Genomic DNA, 26,373 nt, shown 5'->3' with positions numbered 1-26,373 from the left:
TGAAAGGATTCCGTTTGGTGATGATGCGTGATTGACTCACTGCGCTCGCTTGAAAAAAACGGTCATCCAGCGCTTTGGCACGCTAGTTGCCAAAGGATTGCCCTGCGTTCCCGCCACGCACTTTCTGCATCCCGCAACGCAGCCAGGCAATCACTTTATGGACACGACCCAATTAATCGCTGCGCAGTTAACGCTGCAGAGCCTGAGTCCGGCACGGTCACCGGGGCAAACCCTCAGCCAATCGTTTGCTGGTCGCAGCAACGATGTCTCGCAGCAAATCAGCTTTGCAGAGTTTTCCCAGCAGTTACTGCAGCAAGGCCGCTCGGAGCGACAGCCTGAACGAGCGTCGCCGACCCCAGCGGATCACCGAGAGACCCACCGCAGCGAATCTCATCCCACCAAACGCAACGACACTCCGGACGAATCACAGACGGTCCAGCACAACTCCCAACGCGTTGAACAACAACGCGAGCCCGAGCGTGAACCCCGGATCGATGAAACCGAGACCGCGCCGGAATCAGATCAGGAAACAGCCACACCGATTGGAACGCCAGGCAACCAGCCCAGCGACCCAGCGGCGGCACAACTGCCCACGGTGGTCAATGCAACGCTCTCCGTCGGTGCGGAAGTCAGTCCAAAGTCGACCGTGTCACCAGATGCTTTGCAGGTCGTCGTCGCTTCGGCGCCGAACCAGCAGGCAGCCAACCTGGACTTGCAGCCAGTCGATGTCAATCCAACCCCAACCGCTGATGGTGTTGCTGGATCTGGGGCACAGAACACGAACGGTGTCACTGACCAAGTGGCTCCGCCGCCCGCAACAACGCCACAGACTCTGACGGCTGAAACGGCAGGGGCGTTACCAACTGAAGCGACGTCTGACGCTCAGGCAACACCTGGCAGCACCACTGCGGCACCGCTGGAGTCCAATCAACAGCAGACACAGCCAACGATCACGCAACAGACTCAGGCAATGGCCAGCGCCGACGCTGCCGATCAGCAGGCACTGCAGAACGACGACAATGAACTGGCCGGCACCGGGAACGCCGGTTCGGATGCCGCCACCAGTAGCGAACGCTCCGAGAACGGAAACAACCTTAGCTTTGGATCGGGCCAGCAGCAGGGAGCCAACAACGCCGCAGCAGGCTCCGCTGGCCAAGCAGGCAGCAACTCCAGTTCAGCACAGGCCTCCTTTGCTGACAACATCACACTGCCGATGACGGCCGCCAGCAGCCAAGCGACAAATACCAGCGCAGGTGGCAAGCCAGTCCCGGGGGCGGCGACTCTCCACCTCGACTCGCTGCTCTCAGGATCGCCTACCAACCAAGCGGTCGATCAAGCGATGAAGACCCTGCGCCATTCCGCTTTGGAAAGCATTCGCAATGAAGGCAAAGAGGTGCAACTAGAGATCGCGCCCAAACATCTCGGTGCGTTGAAGGTTCAGGTCAGACAAACGAGCGAAGGCCTCGAAACGCAGATCATTGCCACCGAACGAATGGCCAGCGAGTTGCTTAACGGTAACCGAGATCAACTGGCTCAGGCACTCCAAGAACTGGGCTATGACTCAGTGGAAGTTGACATTCGCCATCAGGGAAGCCAGGCCGAGGATGCTTGGCAAGACACATCCGGCGGCGATCAACCAAGCGCATTGCAAACCCATTCAATCGACCAACCCAAACGTTCCCCTCAAGATCGCCCCGACGAAGCGGGCGGCCTGAACATTGTTGCCTAACCCTTAAGACGGAGAAAAATCGCCATGGAAGGCATTACCTCTCAAGCAGCATCGATCGACTACTTTCAGCTGCTGACCGTTCAATTACAGAACCAAGATCCGATTGATCCGGTCGATCAAGAAGGATTCATCAACGACCTGACCCAGTTTTCGATGCTAGAAGGCATTGAAGGACTGAACGCCTCATTTGGCGAGTTTCTAAAGCTCGGCCAATTGACACAAGGCGTTGACCTGATTGGCAAAACCGTGGACTTCCATGATCCAGCGACTGGGCTGACAGGATCCGGGACGGCAAGCGAAATCTTTACCGTCGGCAATGAAATTCAGGTCCTGGTCGATGGTCAAACCGTCGGGCTCGATCAGATCACTCGCATCGCAGAAAACGGTGCCTAAACCTCTGTCAAACAACGAACGAGCCGCGATTCAATCCCGCCGAATCTGGCTCGTTCTCTTCCGATTCCGTTCGTCAACATTTAACCCAAAGACCCAGAAATGACCCGAGCACTGATGACCGGTATTACCGGACTGCGCGCACACCAACAAAAACTTGACGTGGTGGCGAATAACCTCGCCAACATGAACACCGTTGGCTTCAAGCAACAAAGCACGGTGTTTTCCGACATGCTTTATCAACAACTTCGCTCCGGTAGCGAAGGGGACGCAAACTCCGGTGGCATCAACCCTAAAGCCATCGGATCAGGTGTCAAGGTTGCTCAGATCACGCGAAACTTTAATCAAGGCGCCCTGGAAACCACTTCACAGCCCTTTGATTACGCCATGAACGGAGAAGGGTTCTTTGTGCTGAGCTCTCCCGTCGGCGGTCAAGACGTTTACACACGAGCAGGTGCCTTTGGCGTTGACTCTGAAGGACGGCTCGTCGATCCAGGAACAGGATTCTTGGTCCAGCGTATCGGGGACATGGGAGAAGGGATTAACGGCGGATTGCAGTTCCAAACCGCCGGTGATGACTCCATCCGTGTGCCGATCGGTGAAACCATCTCTGGCGCGGTCACGGAACTGATGCAAATCAATGGTAACCTACCAGCGAACGCTTCAGAACCGATCGCCGGAGTGATTTCTCTAAGCGCTCCACTGGAAGTCGGCGCCGTTGCCGCCACAGGTGCCGACACTCTGGCCTCGCTTGACATCAGCACCGTTGCCTACGTCCCCGGAGACACCATCGAATTCTCAGGAACCAATCCCGATGGAACAGCCTTCGCTGGCTCGGTTGCCGCCGATACAGCGACGGTTCAAGACTTAGTGGACTCCATCAATGCTGCGGTCACCGACGCCACCGCTGCCCTGCTTGCCGATGGCACTATCTCACTGACGTCTGATAACACGGGCGAGAACCTGATGAGCATCACGCTCACCGACGGCGTCGCCAACACAGGGCTGAGCAACTTTGGTGCCGTCGGTTTCATTGAAACCATCGAAGGATACAACGGCGATTCATTTGAACTCATCTCCGAGGTGGTTGGCCCGCAGGGTGAAGCACACGAGTTAGCGCTGCTGTTCACCAAGGACACGCCCAACACTTGGACAGTGACTGCCAACATCGATCCGTCCGTCGGAACCATGGTCGATGACACCGTCGGCAGTCTAACGTTCAATGAGGATGGCTCGTTTAACTTTGCCGGTGGCCTTGGGACCGATGACGCAAACTTGGTCGTCCTGTTTAACGGCTCATCGGTCAACCAAACGGTGTCGATGGACCTGTCTAGCCTCAGTCACTACGCTTCAGCCTATAACGTCAATGTCGATCAAGATGGAATCCCCGCAGGTGTGATCACGACCGTCAACGTGACGACACGCGGTGAATTGATGGGGATTGCGTCCAACGGTCGAATCGTCCCAGTGGCCCAATTAGCAGTCGCCAACTTTGACAACGTTCGCGGCTTGGTTGCAGAAGGCGACAACTATTACACCCGCGGACTCGCCAGTGGCGAACCGATGGTCGGTAGCGGCGAAACAGGTGGTCGCGGCCAGATCATTGGCGGTCAACTGGAGCAGTCCAACGTGGATATCGCGCAAGAGTTCACTCAGCTGATCATCGCCCAGCGTGGCTTCAGTGCCAATGCTCGTACGATCACCGTCTCTGACGAAGTCCTGGAAGAACTCACCAACATCGTGCGTTAGTCCAGTTAGCTAACCTCACCACAAACAGGAATCTATTGGTTCCTGTAGTGTGTGGGCCCTAGTTGCACTGCCGGTGAATTGGCAGGCTGACCGATCGGGCGAAAACGCGATGACGTGCCAGCCTGCAGCGGAGCAGAGTAGGCCGGCAATGCGTCCTGTGGCACCGTTTTCTCGATCGAAACGCCCGGCGCGGGACTCATGGGCTGGTTGGTAATCTGTGCGATGTTGACAACCTGAGCAGCATCCTGAGGCATCACGAACAAATTGGGATCTCCGCCAAGGATTTGATTGACCATGTAGCGTCCCACCTCGATCCGCAACGAGAGCGGTGGACCGCCAACGGGGGCCAAGATCAAATCAACTTGATGCGGCAGCGCACAACCAATGTCGTCGAAGTACTCATGCCGAGCCGAGTGACTCTCCGCCACCAACGCTCCGCTGGCCGAATACACATACTGATCGGTCACATAACCCAACGCAGAATCGATCCAGTAGACGCGGCGCATCGTGCCCGCCGGTTGGACCAGTTGGCAGTGTATCTCTAGCTTGCCATCACCACGGACCGTTGGACCAGAGATCACGGTGTTGGGATCAATTTCAGCCAAGCCAAAAGCATCGGCAATCCACATCGGCTCGATGGGCAACACAGAACGCTGAGCAACATGCTGATACGATTCATGATCAGCGAAATACAGCGTGCGTTTCATCATCATCCCTTCAGGGACTTCAAACCAAAAGACCTGGTCGTTGCTGCCAATGTCGACCATGTCTGTCACCATTAATGGCGGCGAAGCCTTAAGCCGAAATTGACGAGGACGTTGGAGCGCGATCGATGCGGTCAGTTTTGGCAAGGAAGGCATTGAACGCACTTCCATGAACCCTTGATTGGTGGACAGCTGAGTGATCGCTCCGGTTCGGTTGACTGCCGCAATGACATCGCTCAATGCGGGAGCCACCGGGGCGTTCCAAACCACTGGCGATTGCTGGAACGTCGTGGCTGGACGGTTCAAGCAGGTTGCCCCACCGCCACAAAACGTGGCCATGACCATCAAAATCACTGCGGAGGCTCGCATCCTTGCAGAGCAATTCATTCCAATGGCTCCTGTTGCGTGTCCGCTAACTCAGCCTCGTCGGGCTGTTCTTCAACTTGTTCGTCTAGTTGTTCTTTGGGCGTGGTGTCAGAGAGAGACTCGCCAGATTCTGATGCTTCCATTTTGTCGCCTTCGGAATCAGCTTGCTCTGTGACGTCTTCGGGTGCGACGATCGACTCGCGAGGCTTTGCCGCCCCAGCATTCTCTACAGCGGGCTCCTGCAAGGCTTCGATCTGTGATTGCTCGCAATACAGCAACTCGGAGAGCGCTTCGCTGAGCAATTCTGATTCATCGCGAGAAATTTGGCACTCAGGAATCTCGATCAGCGTTCCCTCGCTATCCACGATGATCGCCAACATTTTAGGCTCAGCGTCGGATGCTGAACTGTCCGCTAATCGAACCATCCGCCGGCGCAACAAGTTCAGTGCCAGCAGGTAGCGTAGTTTGTTGTGCTCACCTTCGTGATGCGCCGAATCCTCCATCTGATGCAGGAGGTTGACCAGAACTGCTTTTGGGGCGGCAACCAGCTTCTGCTGCCCCTTTTCCGGGATGCGGCATTTCCAATAGCCGATACAGCCCTCCGGCGGCCCTTCCCAGGCGGAGTCGCTGATATCGATTCGCTGGACATTCTCGTCACCATCGACCACAGCGCTGTAATACCACTCGCCCTCGTTCAAGGGGCGATTTTGCAGTGAGCACTGCCGCGTCGAGCGAGAAACTTTGTAATCTCCAATCATGGTTTGGCTTGTAGCAAACCCCCGGCGGCAACGCAAAGCCGAGTCGCACAGATTTGCTCAGCTGTTCCACAAAAAGCCGCACTCAATTCAGCGATCGAACTCCACCGCAATCCGCCCCGCCGGCGCGATTGGAACGCCAACCGGCAGAGGGCCCAGGCGACCCTCTCGACTTCCCCAGCGCTGCCCAGACTAAGTGCCAGCATGACCCACCCAGATGGCGAAATAGCGACCGGGAACGTCGGAGAACACGCCCAATCGGCATGGATTGAATCCGTTTTCATCGACAACGGGAAACTCCACAACTGTTTCGTGTCTTTGACCAGGGTGGTAAGTACTTTGGGGCTGCGTCAAACGTTCCGAAAATGGCATGATGCTGACGACTTTCCGCCTGCCACGGAGCGTCGGCTGGCCGCCAATCCAGCAATTCTTAACACCGCGATGAATGCCCTCAGGTTGCCACAGCGGTCTAATCGACGACAATAACATGGCGTGATTTGCAACTTGGTGTTCGCACCGACAGCTTTTCAACTTCTCTTCTCTCCCTCGGCTCTGGTCAATGATGACATCTGCATTGAAACCACGATTTGCCTCCAGCTTTCGATCTGTGTTCGGCATTCGATCTGCATTCAGACTTCGCCCCTTCACGCGTCCCGGGATCCTGGGATTGGCTAGCGTGATGACGACCTGTTTGATACTGACGGCAAGTCCTGTGCTGGCTCAGAACGCCAAGAAGAAACCACCGCCGAAGCAGGCCCCGCCAAAGATCAGACTTCCCGAGAGTGTTCGCACCAAGCCTGGCAAGCTGATGAATGTCCCTCCGGTTGACCGCAAAAGTCGCTCGGAACTGGAACTGGCGGCTTCCAAACTGGACGATCTGATTGAATCTAAATTGGCTCAGAAAGGTCAGACCCCAAATCGGCTGGCGTCGGACGAAGTCTTTTTGCGCCGTGTGTATCTGGATGTTGCTGGACGCATTCCAACGCTTGCCGAAACGACACGCTTTCTTGATTCGACCAATCCCGAAAAACGCGTTGAGTTGATTGATCGCCTGTTAAGTAGCCCAGACTACGTCAGCAATAATTACAACTTCTGGGCGGACACGTTGCGGTTGGTCAATCGACCACAACCGAACATCGTGGCCGAGCCGTTCATGGGCTATGTCAAAGAGGCGATTCGCAGCAACAAGCCCTACGATAAATGGGTTTATGAGATGCTGACGGCCGAGGGCAAAATCTGGGACAACCCAGCAACCGGGTACCAGCTTCGCGACGATGGCATGCCGTTACCGTACATCGACAACACCGTGCGTGTCTTTTTGGGGACACAGATTGGTTGTGCTCAATGCCATGACCATCCCTTTGACCAATGGTCTCAGTACCAGTTCTACGAATTGGCAGCGTTCACGGCTGGCACACGCACGCGAATCAAACGCGGTGATCCAGGGTTTGAAAAAACCAATCCCGCAAACGCGATGATCAATGAAGCCAGAAAGCATTATCCACAGGGTCGAGTTCCGGGCGCGTTCCAGCGAATGATTCGCGCCAACTCGTACAAGGTCTCCGAGGTCAAAGCCAATCTGAAATTGCCTCATGATTATGCCTACGGTGACGCCAAACCCAACTCCATTGTCGAGCCAGAAGTGCTTTGGGGTGAGGTTCCCTCCAAGGCCAAGAACGCGATGCCAAGAACGCAGTTCGCCGCCTGGGTCACCAGTCCAGAGAATGAGCGATTCCACAACACCATTGTTAATCGGATGTGGAAACGCTTCATGGGCGTGGGGATGGTGGAACCGATCGATGACTTCCGTGACGAGAACATCAACGCCAACGAAGAGGCAATGGCACACTTGGGCGAGGAACTGATTCGATCCGGCTACAACCTGCGTGATTTGACTCGCATCATCCTGTACTCGCGCACCTATCAGCGGATTGCGACCGATTACTCGCTGACCAGTGGCGAACCCTACTATTTTCCCGGTCCAACCATTCGCCGCATGACCGCAGAACAACTGTGGGACTCGTTGCTGACAATGTCGATCCGCAACACCATGCCGTTCCAGCGACCGACAGCACAGCAAATGAAGCCCTACCTGGATGTTGACTTCACCAAGTTGACCTTTGCCAGCGCAAAAGCTCAGAGCGAGAAATTCGGCGAGACTTACTTCCTTGGCAAGTACAACCGTGAAATCCTAAAGAAGCATGGTTACAAAAGCCGTGTGCTGTGCCGAGCCAGTGAACTGCCATCGCCCTCCAAAGCGGATTCGTTCCTGCGTCAGTTTGGCCAAAGTGATCGAGAGACCATCAATGGTTCTGCTGAGGAAGCGACGGTTCCGCAAATCTTGTCGATGTTCAACGGTCCTATCACACACGTCATGCTGGAACCCGGTTCGGTCATGGTCGACACGGTGCTGGGAATTGACGATGTTCGCGGCCGGGTCGAGGCAGTGTTCCTGTCCGTTCTAACCCGTAAGCCAACGGCGAAAGATCGGATCGCTGTTGCCGGCGAGTTCAATAAGGTGCGAAATCGAAATGTTGCTTATGGCAACATCATTTGGGCGCTTCTGAACACTCGCGAATTCTTATTCATTCAATAGTCATCCACTCGCAATGTGCCCGCCAATTGTTGGCGGGCGACTGATTGCCAAACGAAACTTCCACGCCTCATCAAACAGTCCTATGTCACGAATTGAATACACCGGTGAAGATCGACGTAGCTTCATGCGTAGCGTCGCCTCGCAATGCCTGGGCGTTACCTTTGCAGGCGGATTGGGCAGCAGCCTGGCGATGAACCAAGCTGCCGCAGCGCCCACCGCCAGCGGAAAAGCCAAGCACATCATTTATCTGTTCATGGAAGGTGCGATGACGCACCTGGACACCTTCGACCCCAAGCAAGGCGTTGCCGAAGCCGGGGAGACGAAACCGATCCAAACACGCGTTCCCGGCGTCATGTTTGGCAACCTGTTTCCCAAGCTGTCATACCTGGCCGGCGCGATCGCTTGCGTTCGGTCTCTGAATACCGAAACCGGCGCGCACGACAAAGGCCAGTACCTTATGCGGACGGCCTACAAGAAACTCAACAGCATTCAGCACCCCAGCATGGGCGGCTGGATGCTGAATGATAAAGGCAGACTGAATCGCGAACTGCCCGGCAATTACGTGATCGGAAATACCAACCGCCACCCCGGCGCTGGATTCCTAGAGCCCTCGCTGTCGCCGGTCCCGATCGCCAACCCAGCCAACGGCATTCAAAACATCAAGCTACCGGCGTACCTGCCCGACCAGCTGTTCCAACGCCGCCTGGAACTGGCCGATAAGTTTGATACGGCATTCCAAACGCGGCACCGCAAGAATCCCAAAATCGAAGCCTACAATCAGCTTTACGACGAAGCCCGTACGTTGATGGGAAGCGATCAGCTGAAGGTCTTCGATATCAAAGAGGAAGACCAAAAGGTCCGCGATGCGTATGGCAATAATCCGTTGGGCCAAGGTTGCTTGCTGGCGCGACGACTGGTGGAAAAAGGAGCTCGCTTTGTCGAGGTCAGCTATGGTGGCTGGGACATGCACCAGGACATTTATGGTCGCTTGCCAGAGAAAGCCAAGATTTTGGACGATGCGCTGGGAATCCTGCTCAAGGACCTTCATCGCACCGGATTACTCTCTGAAACACTGGTCGTGCTGACGACTGAGTTTGGCCGTAAACCAAACATCAATGCGAACGTTGGCCGCGACCATCACCCGGGCGTGTTCAGTTCGCTGTTGGCCGGTGCCGGGATTCAAGGGGGACAGGTCTACGGGGAAAGCGACGCCAAAGGCTCCTACGTCAAGAAAGACGGTGTTTCGGTCAGCGATTTCAACCGAACCATCGCCGCCGCTGCCGACCTGCCCTTGGATAGTGAGCAAGTCGCTCCCAATGGCCGGCCATTTAAAATTGGTGGTGACGGGGACCCCATCGCAGCACTGCTTGCCTAGCACGATGCAGCAAGTCGCTGTAACCGCGACTCAGTGCAGGTGTCCAGAGCCATCGCCCTGGACACCAATGATGCTGGCACTTCATCAAACGCCACTCAGACTCCGAAGCAAAGCACGCCAGGGCGCAGGTCAAAACTGCGCCGTAACCTGTGCCCGCTTGCCTTCGTTCGAACCCCTGCGTTTCACTGCTTTAAATAGCCCAGCGAGACCAAGAATTCGTCCAATTGCTTGATGGTCTGGTGATAACGACGATTGGCTTCGGCCCGTTTTTCACCTTGCCCACGCCCGGCGTTGAAGAAGCCATGTGGCTGCCCTTGATACGTCATCAACTGGCAGCGATTGCCGTTGTCCTTCATCAACTTCTGATACTCTACCACGGTCCAGTAGGGCACTGCACTGTCATTGGTTCCATGAAAGATGACGGTCGGAGCAACGCCCTTGGCGACATGATGAAAGGGCGAAAGCTGTTTGGCCAGACCGTCGCAACGTCGATCGATGTCGGCCAACTTTTCTGCAGGAAACTCGTTTTCTTGGCCGTCGATCGCAGCCAGGGCCACCGCGGGATTGAACAGCAACATCGCGTCTGGCGTTGATCGGTAATCCAGAAAGTCTCCATCTTCAAAGCCCTTTACCGTTCCAGTCGCTGCGGCCAAGTGACCGCCGGCAGAGCCGCCTCCTGCAGCGACTTGTTTGGGATTGACCCCCAATCGCTTGGCGTTGGCACGCACCCAGCGCAGTGCGGCTTTCGCGTCCGCCAGGCATTGCTGAGGCAACACCTGATGGCGGGTTTTAACTCGGTAATCAACCGTGATCGCTACCATGCCGCGTTTGGCAAGATGAACGCAGTGTGGATAGAACTGTCCAGGCGTGCCAGCATTCCAGCCACCGCCAAAGAAAAACACTGCCGCGGCGCGAGAGTCTGTGGGCTGATGATTCGGCGGCGTAAAGATCCACGCTTTTAATTCGACATCGCCAACGGTGCGATACACCTCGACCGCGGACGCATTCATCTGTGGCGGATAAGTCCAGCTGGTCGGGGGCTCTGGTGGATCCGATGCCAACACTGGATCCGCTGCCAACACAGGGTTCGCAAGGCAAACCAAAGCCAACAGGACAAGCGACAGAAAACGCACCATGATCAAACTCCATTGAATCGTTCAGGGAAGGAAAGGGAGGGGAGGGAAACTGGACCAGCGCTGTGTCAAACCCGAGTCATGACACGAAACAGAAAGCGGACCAATAAGATTAACGAGGCATAGATCAGCAGAACGAAGTTCAAGATGAATCCTTGGATCAGGGTCGTCACGGTTGCTCCGATGTAGGTTTGAACAGCCAAGTCCCCGCTGTACCCGAACTCGCCCAAGAATGCCTGTGAAAGCACCACCGCTCCCATGCCACACACCAAATCCAGATAAGCCGCGACCGGCACCAAGATCGTGATAATGATCCGTGTCCCATAGACCACCTTCAATGTCGATGAGATGGTTGGATTCTTCCGGAATTCGCGGAACCGGGTCCCATAATCCAGCGCGGTGTATCCGATGGCAAACAGAAGGACTCCGGTGATCATGCCCAAAAGCGCCGCATCCAGCCCCATCAAACCCCAGAAGAAACTGGGCAGGCAACTGATCCCACAGATCAAGAACCAGCGGGTGGCGGTGCGCGGTAACGAGGCGGGCGCGTACTGCTGACTTGCCTGAGCGGTGGAAAAGGGATCCTGGCCGACGGCGTCATCACCGGTTGTCAACGGCGCCTGATATGGATTGATTGCTTCGCTATCAGACACAATGCCACTCTCATTCTTCATTGATTCAATACGAACGACCCTTTCGAGCCATTCAACGTTCAGTCTGCGGGAATCGAGGCGCGGCGAAATCTCTTGCATAGAAACTCACCCGCTTAATCAAATGTTCTCGCCGTCGCATCATCATACCTCGAACCCTGATTCAGTGGTTCCAATGGCGGCGCAAAACATGCTAAGATGAGACGAACGATTTTGGCTGAGCCAAGTCGTGAGGATCATTCGTCTCTCCGCTGAGCCGCGCTCTGCTTGCAAGGGGAACGACGACTGAGACAATCCCTACGGGCACACAACCAATCAGCAGAGCGTCATCACATGGAAGGAAGGAACGCATGAACGCAGCTCCAAATCAAGCAGCAAGCGGTAGTTCAGGTGGCGACAATCACGCAAAATGGCTGACCCCGGCGATCTTTGGCTCGATCGTTCTGGCGTTTCTCTGCGCCTTTTTGGCCCCTGATTTTGCCGCTAGCCTGCATCTTGGCGGTGAATTGTTTTTGCGAATGCTGAAGATGCTTGTGGTGCCACTGGTGTTCACTTCGGTGATGTGTGGCGTGCTTGGCATGGGAGACGTCCGCAAGCTGGGACGCCCCGGTGCAGCTGCGGTGGGCTACTACTTGATGACGACAGTGATCGCAGTCATTCTGGGCTTGTTGGTTGTAAACGTTTTTCAGCCTGGCAAAATGACGCTGACCGCTGATCAAGAAGAAAAGTTGGTCAGTGCAGCCGAAAAGAACTCTCGTGGCAAGATTGGCAAGTACCTCTCTGAAGAAACGGGACTGAGTGCCTCGGAAGTTCAACGCGTGTTGGCGCCGCTTCCTGAAGGCCAACCAGAATCACCACCGTCGGTCACGATGATCGTGGAGAACTTGGTGCTCATGTTAGTCAGCGACAACTTATTGGCAGCCGCTGCCGATCAACAGTTGCTGCCGATGATTGTCTTTGCCATTGCCTTTGCAGCGATGCTGACCACGATGCGCGAAGACGTCAGCAGTTTGACCAACTTGGTGACCCAGTCCAATGCGGCGCTGATGAAATTTGTCATGCTGCTGATGTACCTCGCTCCCATCGGGATCTTCTGTTTGGTTGCCTCCAGGTTTGGAGAAGCGATGTCCAATGGGAGTGAAGCCTTTTGGGCCGAGCTGCGGCAGATCGGTGGTTACTTCATGACGATCATTGCCGGCCTAGGCATTCACGCATTAGTCGTCTTGCCACTGATTTATTACATCGTGCTGCGCAAGAATCCGTTCCGTTACTTGCTGGCGATGGCCAAAGCACTGCTCACAGCGTTCTCCACTGCCAGCTCATCGGCCACGCTGCCGATCACTCTGGAGTGCGCCGAAGAAGCGGGCGTTTCTAAACGTTCGACTGAATTCGTCGTCCCGCTGGGCGCCACCATCAACATGGACGGCACGGCGTTGTATGAAGCCGGTGCCGCACTGTTCATCGCTCAGGTCAGCGGTGCTGATCTATCCCTGTTCCAGCAGCTGATCATTGCGGTCACGGCAACGCTGGCTGCGATCGGAGCAGCAGGCATTCCCGAAGCAGGCTTGATCACGATGCTGATTGTCCTGAACGCAGTTGGACTGCCACTGGAATACATGGGCTTGATCTTATCGGTCGACTGGTTGCTGGATCGCTTCCGAACAACCGTCAATGTGTTCGGCGACAGCGTGGGAGCTGCGGTGGTCGAAAAAGCGATGCCAGCATCCTAGCGGCCCAGCGAAGCGTCTCATCCTAGCAGCCCAGCGAAGCACGGCACCCTGGCTCAAGCAGGCCAGGGGCAATAACAAGCGGGCTATTCCTGAAATTCGCGATGCGGCAGTCGCCAATCGTACCTTAACGCTGCGATGCGAAAGACAACGATGAAGGCTGTCGCAATCACGACCGCATAACGCTGCAACCCTGGCATGGCTTGAAGCAGCAAATACAGCCACGCACCGCTAAAGGCACAGGTCGCAAACATTGGCGCCGGGCGAAACAAACTCGGCACTCGATTGCAAATGATGTCGCCGATCACACCGCCAAAGGTTCCCGTGATCACGCCGAACAAGGCGGCAATGAAATAGCTGGTTTCGGCTGCTAATGCTGATTCAACGCCGGCGATCGTAAACAGCCCCAACCCCAACGCATCGGGAATGCGCAGCCAAGGTTCGGTCTTATGTGTGATGCGCGGAAACATCGATCCAGCGACCGCAATCGCAAACACCACGATCGGATAGTTGTAATGGTGGATCCAAAACAGCGGGGTGCGATCAAGACATAAGTCGCGGATCGTGCCACCACCAAACGAGACCACTAAGGCCAAGCTATAGGCGCCGACAAGGTCCATCTGGTGGCGGTGCGCTAACAGCACACCATACACGGCGCTGGCGATCACAGCGGCAAGTTCAAGTCCCTGGAACATCTGGCAACTTCAAACCATCTGATTGAAAAACACGGCCGATGCGGCTTCGCATTGACAACATGCGGCGGATTGATAAATGATCATCCCCAAAGCGACAAGCCGACCTTAACAAGTTTGAAGCCCTGGCAGCATCAGCGGGGCAGGGGATCGCACAACGAGCAGCGATCGGCGGAAAGCGGCGTCTTGACCGTCACCCCAGTGAATCAATCGCGGCGAAAAAAACGGCGAATCAACCGACGCTCTTTGCGACGCGACGATAGACCGTTTCAACCGCTTTGGCTTCTTCACCCTGTGGAGAAACGTTGTACGCAATCACCGTCAATTCCTGGGACGACACGAGCGAATACACCGTGCGCCATCCCCATTGCGGCAGCCCTGATCCCACATCGTAATGACCAAGCACGTCCATCCCTTGGGCTGTGGGATCGCCCTGGGAGCTCATCAAGGCATAATTCATGTGGAAGCTATCGAACCAGCACACTTGATACTGCTTGCTGACCGTATTGAAGGTCATAAGCTCTTCTCCATGTCGCGGCTTGGCCTGGATTTCCGATTCATAACTGTGACGAAGGAAACGCTCGTTTAGCAAGGCATCGAACTGGCCATGGATCGCCGATTCGTCCGCCAGCTTGCCTGGCTCCAGCCACGTCCGACAAGTTCCCTGCCAGGGACCGCACAACGCACGTAAAAACTCTTCGGGAACCATCGACTTCTCACGACCAAAAGGTTGGGAACAATCGAAACAGGAACGACGGCAAGCAAGTCTTCTGCGGCACGCGCAGCGGAGGCTCGATCACCCCTGCATTGTATCACTCACCTGGACCGGCAATCACCATCATCCGCTCAGTGTCCGAGCATTTCGCGATCGCCGGGCGAACGTTTCCCCCTAGCGTCAAACTGGCAGCAATCCGCCCAGCCTGTGAAACGCGGCGACGACGGCCAAAGAGAAGCGAGCAACAACCGGACGGGTCCATACGCGACACTGTTCCATACGCGACACTGTTCCATACACCTGACTGGCCCCAGCAAGCGCCCCTCTGCCGGTTTGGAACCCGACACTGCTCGCCGGGCAGATGCTCCACTGCTTGACAGAATCTGCACCAGCGACCATTCTATTTGAGACTGATTCTCAACTTGTCAGTCCGACACAATGCGCGACGGGGGCTGGTCAAAACAGCCGGTCTTTTGCAGTGTTTTCTGCCATCGCTGCATCATTGAGTTGCCCCAATCACCTCGCTTCGAACCGAAAACGCTCGTGTCAGTAGACGATCAGCAGCCAGATCCCTCACTGGGCCATTCACCGGACCACTCCTCAGGTCGCCCGATGACCTCTTTTCGGCCCGGGACGATGCAATGCCTGGAACTTCATGCCGAGGGCTTGGATGCCGTTCGCTTGAAACGTCTGGGGATCTGCCAAGGTCGTTTGCTGGAACTCATTGGGCCCGGAGATCCGATGATCTTGCGTATCGGCACGTCGCAAATCGGCCTCTCACGGCGACTCGCATCGTTGGTGCTTGTGCAGCCAGTCGAACCAAACCGCCAAGACGCTGCCAGCCAAGACTAAGCCAGCCAAGACGCTGCCCACTGATCCGATTGCCCCGCTGATCCCACGAACTTGAGTGCCCCTGTGACCACAGTAGACGACGTCCCGGCGACTGAACCGTCAACCGGCAACGAGCAGCAATCCAAGACGGTCCTGCTGGTTGGTAACCCGAACGTTGGCAAGACGTCGTTATTTAATGCCTTGGCGGGCCTGAGAGCCAAGACCGCCAACTACCCCGGCGTCACCGTGGACCTGCGTGTCGCAGCGATTCAGGTTCGTTCGGTCGATAGCGATCCGCATTGCCAAGCCAGCGCGGACCTTGATTTGGTTGACCTGCCTGGCTTGTACAGCATGCAACCGGCCAGCCCGGAAGAAGAAGTGGCGGCCAAGTGTTTGCGCGGCGAGTTCCAAGGCCGCATGGATCATTCGCCGGACGCGGTGGTGGTGGTCGTCGACGCGACGAATCTCTCGCGAACCTTGGTGGTCGCCAGCGAAATTCTAGAACTGAACCTGCCGACGATTGTTGCCGTCAATTTGATCGATGCGGCGCAAGCGGCGGGCACTGAAATCAACATTCAGGAACTTAGCAACCAGCTTGGCTGTCCGGTTGTCCCAGTGAGCGCCCGCAAGGGCAACGGCTTGGACACATTGCGTGAGACGATCTACGACACCGTCAAACCGGACGAGGTCGCACTGCCGATCGCTCGTGCGTCCTGTGTCGCGGGCTGCACCGGTTGTCCGTTCGCGGCCCGATTCGACTGGGCCGATCAGGTCGCTGGATGCTCGACGGAGAGTCGCAAAACGGTCTCACGAGACCTGACCTGGATTGACAAAACACTGACCTCGCCGCTGCTCGGTCTCGCCGCTTTGCTGACGGTCATGCTGAGCGTGTTTTTCATGATCTTCTGGGTCGCGAACTACCCGATGCAGTGGATTGAGATGGCCTTTGGATACATTAGCGAGACGGTGGCGGCGCTGATTCCCAGCGGCCCAGTGGCCCTTTGGCTGTGGTTCCCCTTGGCAACATTGCTTTCACTGGCGGTGTTTGCGGGCGCCTATCGGCTAAATGAAATGAAGTGGACACGCTGGTCAACCGGGACCGCCGTTGCTGTGTCCCTTTTGATCGGAATGCTCCCGCAGGCTGACTTTCACTCATTGGCGGTCGATGGCGTCATCGCAGGAATTGCTGGCGTGGTTGTTTTCTTGCCCCAGATCTGCATCCTGTTTTTCTTCATCACCTTGCTGGAAGATTCAGGTTACATGGCCCGTGGTGCGTTCGTCATGGAACGCCTGATGCGCAGAGTTGGCTTGCCCGGCAAGGCCTTTGTGCCAATGTTGTCAGCTCATGCCTGTGCGATTCCCGGAATCATGTCCACGCGCACGATTGAAAGTTGGCGAGACCGGTTGGTGACGATTCTGGTGCTGCCGCTGCTGACCTGTTCGGCTCGCTTACCCGTTTACGTCATGGTTGCAGCGTTATTATTTGGTGACAGCCCCGGCAAAGCGGCAATCATGTTCGCCGGTGCGTACTTACTGGGGCTAATCGCGGCCTTTGGCACAGCGTTCTTGCTAAAGAAAACCGTTGTCCCCGGAGAAGCGGCGCCACTGGTCATGGAACTTCCCAGTTACCGGCTTCCCAGTTTGCGCAACGCCTTGTTAACGATGCTGGATCGCGGCACGATTTTTCTGCGTCAAGCCGGAACAACGATCCTGTTGATCTCGGTGGTGCTGTGGGCGTTGGCAACGTATCCCAAGATTCCAGAGGCACAGTTGCCGGTAGACGAACGCCAGCAAGCTCAAGCAGCGCTAGAGTATTCGGCTGTCGGGCGGATTGGCCAGACGATCGAACCGGTGTTTGAGCCGCTTGGATTTGATTGGAAAATCGACATCGGCATCATGACTTCGTTCGCCGCTCGAGAGGTCCTGGTCTCCTCGCTCTCGATCGTCTATGGACTGGGAGAGGACGCGGCCGAAGACACTGACTTGCTGGTGGAGACATTGGCTCGACAGACCAAGCCCGATGGATCGCCGGTCTTCACCACTGCCACGGGATTAAGCTTACTGGTGTTCTTTGTCTTGGCCATGCAGTGCTTGCCAACACAGGCTGTCACAAAACGAGAAACTGGCAGCTTGAAATGGGCCATCGTCCAATTCTGTTACATGACAGGACTGGCTTATGTCGCCGCCCTGATGACCTACCAGACGCTGGCAGCGTTGGGGTTCGCTTAGTCGTTGGCGGCGCGCCACTTCAGCGAGGCGTGGAGCTTAAAGACAAGTCTGCCAGCTGTCCTTGCTGGCGACTTTCGAACGTTCAGCGTCCGCTACGACGCTTTGAAGCGTTTGGGTAGTGAGAACGTGTAGATCACTGTGATTGCACCCGTGCTCAAGACCATCCACGGAAACCATTCCGGTGGCTCAAAGGTGATCGTACTTTGCCCGTCAACGGTCGACGGATCGAGAAACTCTCGTGCCGTTGACCCTCGACTGGTGTAAATATCAGCGCTCTCGATGACCAAGGTTTCAATCCCAATGATCATCGCCATCACGCCGGCTGCGATAAAAATGGCTCGCCACATTGTTCCGTACCTGGGAGGTTGCGTTTTGTGAATTCCATCAATCCACTACGGTAAATGGGTTCATCGGCCTGCAGTTTAGCTCTTGATTAGCAGACAGTCCGTAGCCGGCATAGCCGCTAGCGTTGGGATAACCCGCATCTGATGGACAATGGACAGCGCAGCAACGATCCGGGCAATGTGTTGAGCCAATTCCCCCACGGCAATCACGGTCATGCACGTCTCTGCTAGCCAGCACCAATTCAGCGGGGTGCTGTTTTGATTGACATTGCAGGGCCACCCAAAGAGAAGCTTGGTGGCGGGGCAGCATGCCTGAAAGGAATCAGCGTGAAGCATCCGACGAGGCGGGAAGCGTTGCCACTCGTCCACCGCTGGCACCGCCGCCGAGTCCAGATTCCCAGACACTGAACTCTGCCCAAACCGGCAAGTGATCGGAAACTTCCAAGGCTTGTTCCAACTTCATGCCGTGACGGTCCTGAATCGAATAGACACCAGAGCTCCCCGTGAACTCGTTGACGGTGGCTTGATCAAAGAGCAGGTTGTCATAGCTCTTTGTCAGCCGAGTGTTGGTCGGCTGGTTGGCGATCACCGTTTGCAAGCCTGGAACTTGCCCAAGCGGCAGCATCTCGCTGGCGGCAGCATTGAAGTCGCCAAGCAGAATCACATCGTCTTCGGCAAACCGAGTGTTTTTCATGATCGAGTACACCTGCGCTAGGGCGGCCAACTCCTGCGGCACCTCATCGGGATCGGTATGGATATTGACCAACCAAAACGAAAACGCTTTCTCCGGCTGATCGGTCCGAGCCAAGAACTGCACAAAGAAGGGTTCGCGGTGCAGCACATCACTTGGATCGAGCACCGTGCCGACCGAATCCGGGTTGTACAACACACGATTGGCATCGAAGACATAGGCGTACTGTTCCTTGCTGACGGTGCGGCCCAAACGAGGACCAATCACAAACTTGTAATTGCCTCCCTCTGCATTGACCTGCTTGACCAGACGCGGAATGATCTCGGGATCTTTGGAACGAATCTCTTGAATCGCCACGACATCAAACTGACGAATGATCTCGGAAAGGGTTGCCACCACTTCAGGCTTCCCCATCTTGGACGTTCCCAAAACCTGAATGTTAAAACTGGCGATCCGTAGCGTTTCACCTGCAGCACCGCCCGCTGACGCACTGGCCGTTCTGGGACTGGTGGAATCGGGCCCCGAACCTCCAAACAGCATCCGCACGATCGAACCGGCGATCGGTAGATCTGGCTTGAGCCATCCACCCAGCCCGCCACCGCCTAATAAAAAGGCGGCAATGAGAATTGCAAACGCGTACTTGGTTGGCTTAAAAAACACTGCGAGCCTCCTTGCTCGTCGCGACATGACTCGCTGTACACCGATCCTTCGGTGCGTCTATGGGCGGCTGTTCGCCACTGAGATAGGCCTGCTAAATGGGCATGCGGAGCGCCCGACGTCAAAGAAATAGCGGTACCGAATTCACTCGGTGATCGCAAGATGAGTTCGCCAGTGGCCGGCTAGATGCAGGTGATGCGACCGGGACACCAGGGACCGGGACGACAGGGACCGGGACGACAGGGACCGGCTCCTGACGCTAGGGGTGGCGACAATCAAACGAGAGAGACATTGTCTGCCATGATTGCACCACTCGATAGAAGGCTGCAGCAGAGCGAACGCGCCGGCAAAAAAGCTAATTTGGCAACGAGTGAAACTGAGGAAACGACTGCCTAGCGGTATTCACCGTGGCAATCATCGCAGGACGTCGTGATCACTCCCACTCCATCGCCAACTGTTTTGTAGTCATTGGCGTCTAAGCCACGACGGACGGTCAAGGCTCCATTGGTCATCTGCACGCAGTACGCTTTGTAGTCTTCGTCGTCCGCGTCATCCATGCCTTCCTGATGCAAGATGTAACCGATGATGGCTAACAACTCGGCAGGACGACGAACCTCGTTGGGCTCTGCTTTGACGGCGGCTTCGCTGTTGGAAGCCGTTTTGAGCTGATCTTTGAGCTCTTCCATGTACTCCATCAGTGGGCTGCGATCGAGAATCGCCGACCAGTCGTTGCCTTCCTCAGTGCGGCGTTCACCGAGTCCAGAGCCGGACATCAGGCTTTGCAAGTCCTCTTTTCGTGCGTTGGCTTCGTTGAACACCTGAGACGTTCCACTATTGCAGCGGAAGGCGGTTCGGGCCAGCAAATCGCGTGCAGCAGCAGCATCTTTTTTGAACCGCACTTCACCTTTGTATTCAGAGATGACCGCAAACAAACTGGCCATCACCATCAGGTCCAAACGAGCATCCTGGTAGCCACCACTTTTAAACGGGCCGGGCAGCGTCACAACGGAGTCGTAATGCAGCTTGCGCTTCTTGACTTCATCTTCGATCGATCCGGCCGTGATCATGTTGTCCCACGTCCCGTCCACCTTGGGAGCACCTCCAGTTGCTCCGCCACCTGTGGCAGCCGGCGCAGCGGCGGCGGCTGTCTGCTGACGCAACGTATCAATCGTCGGTCGTTGACCACGGATCGCACTGGAAACCGAGTCAAAGAAAATCGCTTTGGTGGTCGACTGATTGAAGGCGGGCTTTGCGGCGCGTTTCTCGTCCGCTGCGACAACCAACCAACAGGCCGTCGCAACCAAAAAACATGCCGCGACAGCGACTCGGTTCTTAGACAAGGTTTGGGCTCGCATCACGCAACTCGGTTCAAATTGAGGGAAGATGGTCTTCATCCAGTTTAGCAGCGCCGGAAAGACGAGGGCAAATGCAAGAACAGAAACCGAGCCGAAACCCGAACCACCCCGCCCAGGAGAGCGGTCTATACGGTTAAAACGTGCTACCAACTCTACCTCACGGCCGGCATTCACTCCGCTGCCTCCATCGTCGGGGGGGATTCAACCTACAACAGGCGATTACGAGCCAGAAGGCATTCCTACGAAACGCTAGAAACTTTGCGTCACATCGATGGTTTCACTAAGAGACACGATTATCATTCGTTGTTGCTGTTGAGCCCTGATACTTTGCCTCGCTCCAATGCGTCCCGCCTGCAAAGTCCACAGCAAGGAGTATTTTTATGTGCTTGGCACTTGCCAAAGACGGTAACGTGCACTGACTGAACATTGTTTGATGAGACGTCCCATGCGATGCCCCGATCGCGATGTATCACCGATAAGCTCCGCTGCATAGAGTTCAGCCTCCCCCATGCCAAGTGGTGTTCGGTGGCTTCCTCAATCACAGCCCTACCGATCGCTCAACTGATTGCCCCCAGGCACAACTAAGCTCCCCGAGACGCCTGAAACGTTGCCCCAAAAAGAAACGAAGAACGGACACTGAAACGCTAAGCAAGGATGCGATTTCGCAAGGAATAGAAAAATGAACGACAACAGCGACCGCATGGTCAAGATGAACGAATCCAAAACTCCCGAGCAGAAGATCACCTGCGCCTGCCCGCGCGGGCACAAACTACGCGGCGGCCCGGAGTTGATTGGACGGCAGGTTCGCTGCCCACGTTGCCGCGACGTGTTTTCGTTTGGCTACGCCATCCGTGAATCGGTCAGCGACACAGCCGTCCTGCGATTGCTTGGTGATGCACCCGCACCACCTCCAGAACCCAAGTCTGCGGTGCGAGCTCGACCCTGCAATAAATGCGGCCACGCGATTTCGCCTGAAGCCACCGTCTGTCAGCACTGCAATTGCTACGTCGGTCAACTCGATACATTTTTCCAGCAGCTGCATCGCAGCAAACCGAATCCCAATTGAGCTGACAAAAGCCATTTCCGCCGCAGCCGAGCGCGGCAAGACAGGGCGTTAAAAGCCCAGCAAGGTGCTGGCCTGCACGGCACCCTACGGCGATTTTTGAGCAATGGTGCGTGCTGAAAAGCCAGATCGCGACTTAGGCCAAGCCTTCGCGTTTGATGATCACGTCAGCGCCAGGAGTCAGTCGGCGAAGCTTACGAACGACTTCTGCTTTGTCCATGGTGCCAGCCTTAGCGCGACCCAATAACTTGGCAACTTTCTTACGGCGGGTTCGCAGGCGTTTGATTTCACGGACGCGTTCGATGCCACTAGGCATATGCTTTCTCCAAAACGTTTCAGGTGGTTCGAATCGAATCGATCAGTTGGCAAAAATGAAGGAGCGTCAGTGTAGCGGGGCAGCGAGAAAATGAGTAGCCCTGATTAAGCGAGCATACAAAATCCCGCCCGCCAGCCTTTAGAAGGCGGACTGCCGGGCTCTCTGACCCGCACAGCTTGCTAAAAACGACGCCATTTCAACTACTTCTCGGCCAGGCACTTGCTGATCTGGCGGACGGCTTGGCGCAGTCGATGCTCGTTCTCCACCAGGGACATTCGCAGGAAGCCTTCGCCGGCGGCTCCAAAGCCAGTTCCCGGGCTGACAGCCACGTTGCCTTCTTCGAGCAACTTGAGCGCGAAGTCCATTGTGCTCATGCGGCTTTTCCAGGGCTCTGGCACCTCGGCCCATAAGAACATTCCCGCTTTGGGTGGATCAACCTTCCATCCCAAGCGGCGCAAGCCGTTGACCAACACGTCCCGTCGTCCTTGGTAGACCAGTGACTGCTTCTCGACGGCGGCTTCGGTCTCACGCAATGCCACAATCGCGGCGATCTGGATGGCCTGAAACATGCCGTAATCGTAATAGCCTTTGATGGTTCCTAAGCCTCGAACCATGTCAGCGTTACCGGCACAGAAACCGACGCGCCAACCGGCCATGTTATAGCCTTTGCTCATCGTGGTGAATTCAACACCAACATCCTTGGCTCCCGGTGCTGCCAAAAAACTGGGCGGCACGTAACCATCAAACGCCACGTCAGCGTAGGCAAAGTCGTGGATCACAAGGAATCCGTACTTTTTCGCAAGCCGAACCACTTCGACGAAAAAGTCCAGCTCGATCACCGCCGAACTTGGATTGTGCGGGTAGTTGACGATCAACAACTTGGGAACGGGCGTCAAATTTTCGCAGGTGTAAGCAACGTTGCGCAAGAACTTATCGGGGTCAGCAACGTCCAACGAGACCACGTTGCCGCTGGCTAGGATGACGCCATACATATGCACCGGGAAATATGGCGAAGGAATGATCGCCGTATCCCCTGGCCCCATCAGCGCCAAACACATGTGCGAGAAACCTTCCTTGCTGCCCAGGCAAGAGATGATCTCATGATCGGGATCCAGATTGACACCGTACTTGCGATAATACTTGCTGGCCACTTCACGGCGCAGGTTCGCAATGCCGTTTGACTTGCTGTAACCGTGATTGTTGGGATCACTCGACGCAGCCTGCAACTTTTCCACCACCGCTGGCTCGGGCGCATCGCTTGGATTGCCCATGCCCAGATCAATCACATCGTCACCGGCACGACGCTTTTGGTACAGCGAGCTATTGATGCGACCAAACATGTAGGGCGGCAAGCGGTCGACGCGGGAGGCAAACTTGACCTCAAACGGAGCCGGCACAGGATCCGTCTCCGGCGGGTCGATCGCGGGGGCATCAATGTTTGGCGAATCCTCCTCAGACGCGACCGCCGCATCAACCGCTTCGATGTCATCGCGGGTGCCAGCAGGGTCGTTGGAGGGGTGTGTATCGCTCATGATGACAACTGTTTGAAAGTGAAGTGGCAAACGTGGCAGACCCATGCAACAGGTTGACAACTCTCGATCACCTGCTGTTCGCATCCGGCCGGATGCTCTTATTGTCCAGTAGAACGCCTTCCTATCCCAGGGGGAACCAAGAGGATTTTTTCAGACTTCTTGGCCGTGGAATCTGTTCTGGGCGTCTGGGGCAGAGCACTTGCGGGCGAAATCGGTCAGCGACAGACGAATCAGTTGGCGAGCTCCTGCAGCGGTCTGGGGGGCGGTCGATGTGTCCGCCAGTCATTGCTTTTCCATCGACTCAGGTGGGCTCGCTGAACCCGCAAAATCACTGCGAATCTTTGATTCGGCGATGAATCCTCGGCGATGCAGCGATTGTCGCACCGATTCCACCAGGGATGCTCAGCAAATCTGTCTTCGCTTGCTATAGTGTGCAGAGCGAGTCACGCTGACGTCTCCCAATGCGCTTCATCGCGTCATGTGATCGACGTCTACTCGCCAAATTCTCCAGCCTTCCGCTTCTTTCTTGCTCACAGCCGCCATGTCTGTTGCCCTGTTTGTGCCTTGTTATATCGATCAGCTGTACCCAGATGTGGCGATCGCGACACTTGAAATCCTGGAACGCTTGGGGATTGATGTGGACTATCCTGGGGGGCAAACCTGTTGTGGTCAGCCAATGGCCAACACCGGCTGCCAGGACGATACCGCCCCGGTGGCCAAACGGTTTGTCGATTTGTTCGCTGATTACGAAGCCATCGTCTGCCCCTCGGGCTCATGCGTGTCGATGGTTCGCAATCACTACAGTGAATTTTTCGATGCCAACGACAAAGACTTTCAAAATGTCACCACTCGCACCTATGAACTTTGCGAATACCTGCACGATGTAGTGAAACTGGATCACCTAGACGTCACCTTTCCGCACACAGTTTCCCTGCACCAGAGCTGCCATGGGTTGCGCGAACTTCGGCTCGGCCAATCCAGCGAATCGATGGAGCCGCGTGAAAACAAAGTGCGCAAAATTCTGGAACTGGTCAACGGCATTCAATGGGTCGAACCCGATCGCCGCGATGACTGCTGTGGCTTTGGAGGCACGTTTGCGGTCAATGAGGCAGATGTCTCTGCCGAGATGGGTCGCGCCCGCATCGCCGACCACTGCGACAAAGGGAGCCAAGTGCTGGCATCGGCCGACATGAGCTGCCTGATGCACCTCCAAGGTTTGATCCGTCGTGAGCAAAGCCCGATCACGGTCATGCACGTCGCCCAGATCCTTACCGGCCGCCCACTTGATGCTCACTGAACGCTTGTTGCTGTTGAACCGAACTTGCCAGGCCCTCAGTCGGCCACGCCTTCTTTCCTGTCCCACTAATTGCTGACCGCAATTCCAATCATGAAGTTGCCCGTCGTCGAACATCCCGCTGCAGCCAAAGACTTTGTCACAGACCCTGATCGCAGCCGCTGGCACGATCAAGCCCTGTGGTTTGTCCGCAGTAAACGGGACAAGCAAGCCGCATCGCTGCCGGAATGGGAATACTTGCGAGAAACCGCATCAGCGATCAAGACGCATACGATCGCGAACTTGCCCGATTATTTGGAACAGTTTGAACGCAACGCGACCGCACACGGCGCCATCGTGCACTGGGCTCGCGATGCCGAACATCACAATGAAATCGTCTTGCGAATCCTGCAGCAACACGACACCCTGCGGATTGTGAAAAGCAAGTCGATGCTGACCGAAGAATGCGGCTTGAACCCTTATCTGGAAGCCCAAGGCATCGAAGTCGTTGACACCGACCTGGGCGAACGCATCGTGCAGCTACGCGAAGAACCGCCCAGCCATATCGTGCTACCTGCGATTCACATTAAAAAGGAAGAAGTCGGCCAGACGTTCCACGAAAACCTTGGGACCGCTGAAGGTGCCTCGGATCCGCAATACCTGACCGAAGCCGCTCGTGGCCACTTGCGAAACAAGTTCCTGCTGGGTGAAGTCGGCATCACGGGCGTCAACTTTGCTGTCGCTGAAACCGGTGGCTTTGTCGTTTGCACCAATGAAGGCAACGCTGACCTGGGTGTCTCGCTGCCTCGCGTGCACATTGCCTGTATGGGGATCGAGAAACTGGTGCCCCGGCAGAAAGACCTGAGCGTGTTCACTCGTTTGCTGGCTCGTTCTGCCACCGGCCAACCCATCACGACCTACACCTCTCACTTCTTTGGTCCCAGAGACCCGGGCAGTGAACTACACATCGTGTTGGTCGATAACGGGCGTTCCAACCTGCGTGATAAAGAAAAGTTCCGTGCGGCGATGCACTGCATTCGCTGTGGCTCCTGCATGAACACCTGCCCCGTTTATCGGCGCAGCGGTGGTCACAGCTACCGCGCCACGGTCCCTGGCCCCATTGGCAGCGTGTTGTCACCCACACGCGATGAAAACTCTTACAAGAGCCTGCCTTATGCCTGCAGTTTATGTGGTTCTTGCAGTGATGTTTGCCCGGTCAAAATCCCGCTGCACCATCAACTGTTAGCTTGGCGTGGTGAACTGGTCGGCAAGAAACTGCTGCCGCGTAGCAAGCGGTATTCCATGAAGGCCGTCAGTTTGCTGTTTCAATCCCCACTCCTATTTAAACTTGCCGGCAGCATCGGCCGCACGGCGCTGCGTCTCTCGCCACGCTGGCTGACGCACAATCGACTGAATAAGTGGACCATTGCACGCGAGTTGCCTGAGCCACCGAAAGAAAGCTTTCGCCAATGGTATCGGCGTCATCGCAACGAGAAGTGAA

22 protein-coding genes are annotated in these 26,373 nt (G+C 56.0%); 11 read left to right on the top strand and 11 right to left on the bottom strand.

Going from position 1 to position 26,373, the window contains the following annotated elements:
• Positions 1-157: 157 nt before the first annotated feature.
• The 3 genes from SV7mr_RS10260 (at position 158) to SV7mr_RS10250 (ending at position 3,868) form a co-directional block, all read left to right on the top strand.
• Complete coding sequence (locus tag SV7mr_RS10260) at positions 158-1,729, top strand: flagellar hook-length control protein FliK (RefSeq protein ID WP_145271668.1); 1,572 nt, start codon at positions 158-160, stop codon at positions 1,727-1,729.
• 24 nt (positions 1,730-1,753) lie between these two features.
• Positions 1,754-2,122 carry a flagellar hook capping FlgD N-terminal domain-containing protein gene (locus SV7mr_RS10255; protein WP_145271666.1) on the top strand — a complete coding sequence of 123 codons (369 nt, stop codon included), beginning with the start codon at positions 1,754-1,756 and terminating at the stop codon, positions 2,120-2,122.
• Positions 2,123-2,221: 99 nt separating this feature from the next.
• The gene (locus tag SV7mr_RS10250) at positions 2,222-3,868 is read left to right on the top strand and encodes a flagellar hook-basal body complex protein (protein ID WP_145271664.1); all 1,647 of its coding nucleotides are present in this window, start codon (positions 2,222-2,224) and stop codon (positions 3,866-3,868) included.
• A 32-nt stretch (positions 3,869-3,900) separates the two neighbouring features.
• On the opposite strand, the gene SV7mr_RS10245 is transcribed toward SV7mr_RS10250, so the two are convergent.
• The gene (locus SV7mr_RS10245; protein ID WP_145271662.1) at positions 3,901-4,959 is read right to left on the bottom strand and encodes a hypothetical protein; all 1,059 of its coding nucleotides are present in this window, start codon (positions 4,957-4,959) and stop codon (positions 3,901-3,903) included.
• A complete protein-coding gene (locus SV7mr_RS10240; protein WP_419188359.1) occupies positions 4,956-5,696 on the bottom strand; it encodes a hypothetical protein in 741 nt (246 codons plus the stop codon). Before SV7mr_RS10240 ends, SV7mr_RS10245 begins: the two co-directional genes overlap by 4 nt.
• 676 nt (positions 5,697-6,372) lie before the next feature.
• On the opposite strand from SV7mr_RS10240, the gene SV7mr_RS10235 reads away from it, so the two are divergent.
• Positions 6,373-8,289 carry a DUF1549 and DUF1553 domain-containing protein gene (locus SV7mr_RS10235; RefSeq protein ID WP_145278289.1) on the top strand — a complete coding sequence of 639 codons (1,917 nt, stop codon included), beginning with the start codon at positions 6,373-6,375 and terminating at the stop codon, positions 8,287-8,289.
• Between the two features lie 82 nt (positions 8,290-8,371).
• Positions 8,372-9,664 (top strand): DUF1501 domain-containing protein, encoded by a 1,293-nt coding sequence (locus SV7mr_RS10230; protein WP_145271659.1) that lies wholly within the window; start codon positions 8,372-8,374, stop codon positions 9,662-9,664.
• A 182-nt stretch (positions 9,665-9,846) separates the two neighbouring features.
• On the opposite strand, the gene SV7mr_RS10225 is transcribed toward SV7mr_RS10230, so the two are convergent.
• Both SV7mr_RS10225 and SV7mr_RS10220 read right to left on the bottom strand, forming a co-directional pair.
• Positions 9,847-10,800, bottom strand: a complete 954-nt coding sequence (locus SV7mr_RS10225; protein WP_145271657.1) for an alpha/beta hydrolase — start codon at positions 10,798-10,800, stop codon at positions 9,847-9,849.
• 65 nt (positions 10,801-10,865) lie between these two features.
• On the bottom strand, positions 10,866-11,450 hold the full coding sequence (locus SV7mr_RS10220) for a hypothetical protein (RefSeq protein ID WP_419188358.1): 585 nt from the start codon (positions 11,448-11,450) through the stop codon (positions 10,866-10,868).
• Between the two features lie 347 nt (positions 11,451-11,797).
• Here SV7mr_RS10220 and SV7mr_RS10215 point away from each other — a divergent pair, with 347 nt between their 5' ends.
• Positions 11,798-13,177: a dicarboxylate/amino acid:cation symporter gene (locus tag SV7mr_RS10215; RefSeq protein ID WP_145271653.1), complete on the top strand. Its 1,380-nt coding sequence runs from the start codon at positions 11,798-11,800 to the stop codon at positions 13,175-13,177.
• 83 nt (positions 13,178-13,260) lie between these two features.
• Here the strand turns inward: SV7mr_RS10215 and SV7mr_RS10210 are convergent, their stop codons facing one another.
• Entirely contained in the window at positions 13,261-13,869 is a 609-nt protein-coding gene (locus SV7mr_RS10210; RefSeq protein WP_145271651.1) for a trimeric intracellular cation channel family protein, read from the bottom strand.
• A gap of 229 nt (positions 13,870-14,098) precedes the next feature.
• A complete protein-coding gene (locus SV7mr_RS10205; RefSeq protein ID WP_145271648.1) occupies positions 14,099-14,575 on the bottom strand; it encodes a DUF1579 family protein in 477 nt (158 codons plus the stop codon).
• 618 nt (positions 14,576-15,193) lie between these two features.
• Between SV7mr_RS10205 and SV7mr_RS25280 the strand changes: the two genes are divergently transcribed.
• Together SV7mr_RS25280 and feoB are read left to right on the top strand one after the other, a co-directional pair.
• On the top strand, positions 15,194-15,433 hold the full coding sequence (locus SV7mr_RS25280; RefSeq protein WP_419188357.1) for a FeoA family protein: 240 nt from the start codon (positions 15,194-15,196) through the stop codon (positions 15,431-15,433).
• Positions 15,434-15,496: 63 nt separating this feature from the next.
• Entirely contained in the window at positions 15,497-17,641 is a 2,145-nt protein-coding gene (gene feoB / locus SV7mr_RS10195) for a ferrous iron transporter B (protein ID WP_419188356.1), read from the top strand.
• A 92-nt stretch (positions 17,642-17,733) separates the two neighbouring features.
• On the opposite strand, the gene SV7mr_RS10190 is transcribed toward feoB, so the two are convergent.
• The 3 genes from SV7mr_RS10190 to SV7mr_RS10180 all read right to left on the bottom strand — a co-directional run bounded on the left by SV7mr_RS10190 (position 17,734) and on the right by SV7mr_RS10180 (position 20,688).
• Positions 17,734-17,988, bottom strand: a complete 255-nt coding sequence (locus SV7mr_RS10190; RefSeq protein ID WP_145271642.1) for a hypothetical protein — start codon at positions 17,986-17,988, stop codon at positions 17,734-17,736.
• Positions 17,989-18,307: 319 nt separating this feature from the next.
• Complete coding sequence (locus SV7mr_RS10185; RefSeq protein WP_419188355.1) at positions 18,308-19,336, bottom strand: endonuclease/exonuclease/phosphatase family protein; 1,029 nt, start codon at positions 19,334-19,336, stop codon at positions 18,308-18,310.
• 389 nt (positions 19,337-19,725) lie between these two features.
• Positions 19,726-20,688 carry a hypothetical protein gene (locus SV7mr_RS10180; protein ID WP_419188354.1) on the bottom strand — a complete coding sequence of 321 codons (963 nt, stop codon included), beginning with the start codon at positions 20,686-20,688 and terminating at the stop codon, positions 19,726-19,728.
• Positions 20,689-21,367: 679 nt separating this feature from the next.
• Here SV7mr_RS10180 and SV7mr_RS10175 point away from each other — a divergent pair.
• Positions 21,368-21,754 carry a hypothetical protein gene (locus SV7mr_RS10175; protein ID WP_145271636.1) on the top strand — a complete coding sequence of 129 codons (387 nt, stop codon included), beginning with the start codon at positions 21,368-21,370 and terminating at the stop codon, positions 21,752-21,754.
• A gap of 133 nt (positions 21,755-21,887) precedes the next feature.
• Here the strand turns inward: SV7mr_RS10175 and SV7mr_RS10170 are convergent, their stop codons facing one another.
• The gene (locus tag SV7mr_RS10170) at positions 21,888-22,067 is read right to left on the bottom strand and encodes a DUF6800 family protein (RefSeq protein WP_145271634.1); all 180 of its coding nucleotides are present in this window, start codon (positions 22,065-22,067) and stop codon (positions 21,888-21,890) included.
• A 200-nt stretch (positions 22,068-22,267) separates the two neighbouring features.
• A complete protein-coding gene (locus SV7mr_RS10165) occupies positions 22,268-23,599 on the bottom strand; it encodes an aminotransferase class I/II-fold pyridoxal phosphate-dependent enzyme (RefSeq protein WP_145271632.1) in 1,332 nt (443 codons plus the stop codon).
• A gap of 541 nt (positions 23,600-24,140) precedes the next feature.
• Here SV7mr_RS10165 and SV7mr_RS10160 point away from each other — a divergent pair.
• Together SV7mr_RS10160 and SV7mr_RS10155 are read left to right on the top strand one after the other, a co-directional pair.
• Positions 24,141-24,896 carry a (Fe-S)-binding protein gene (locus tag SV7mr_RS10160; protein ID WP_145271630.1) on the top strand — a complete coding sequence of 252 codons (756 nt, stop codon included), beginning with the start codon at positions 24,141-24,143 and terminating at the stop codon, positions 24,894-24,896.
• Between the two features lie 90 nt (positions 24,897-24,986).
• Positions 24,987-26,372, top strand: a complete 1,386-nt coding sequence (locus tag SV7mr_RS10155; RefSeq protein WP_145271628.1) for a lactate utilization protein B — start codon at positions 24,987-24,989, stop codon at positions 26,370-26,372.
• The last annotated feature ends 1 nt before the right edge of the window (position 26,373 follow it).

The sequence above is a fragment of the Stieleria bergensis genome, assembly GCA_007745635.1.
Classification (GTDB): Bacteria; Planctomycetota; Planctomycetia; order Pirellulales; family Pirellulaceae; genus Stieleria; species Stieleria bergensis.
Note: the sequence above shows the minus strand (reverse complement) of the source record. Positions and strands in the feature narration are given on the sequence as shown.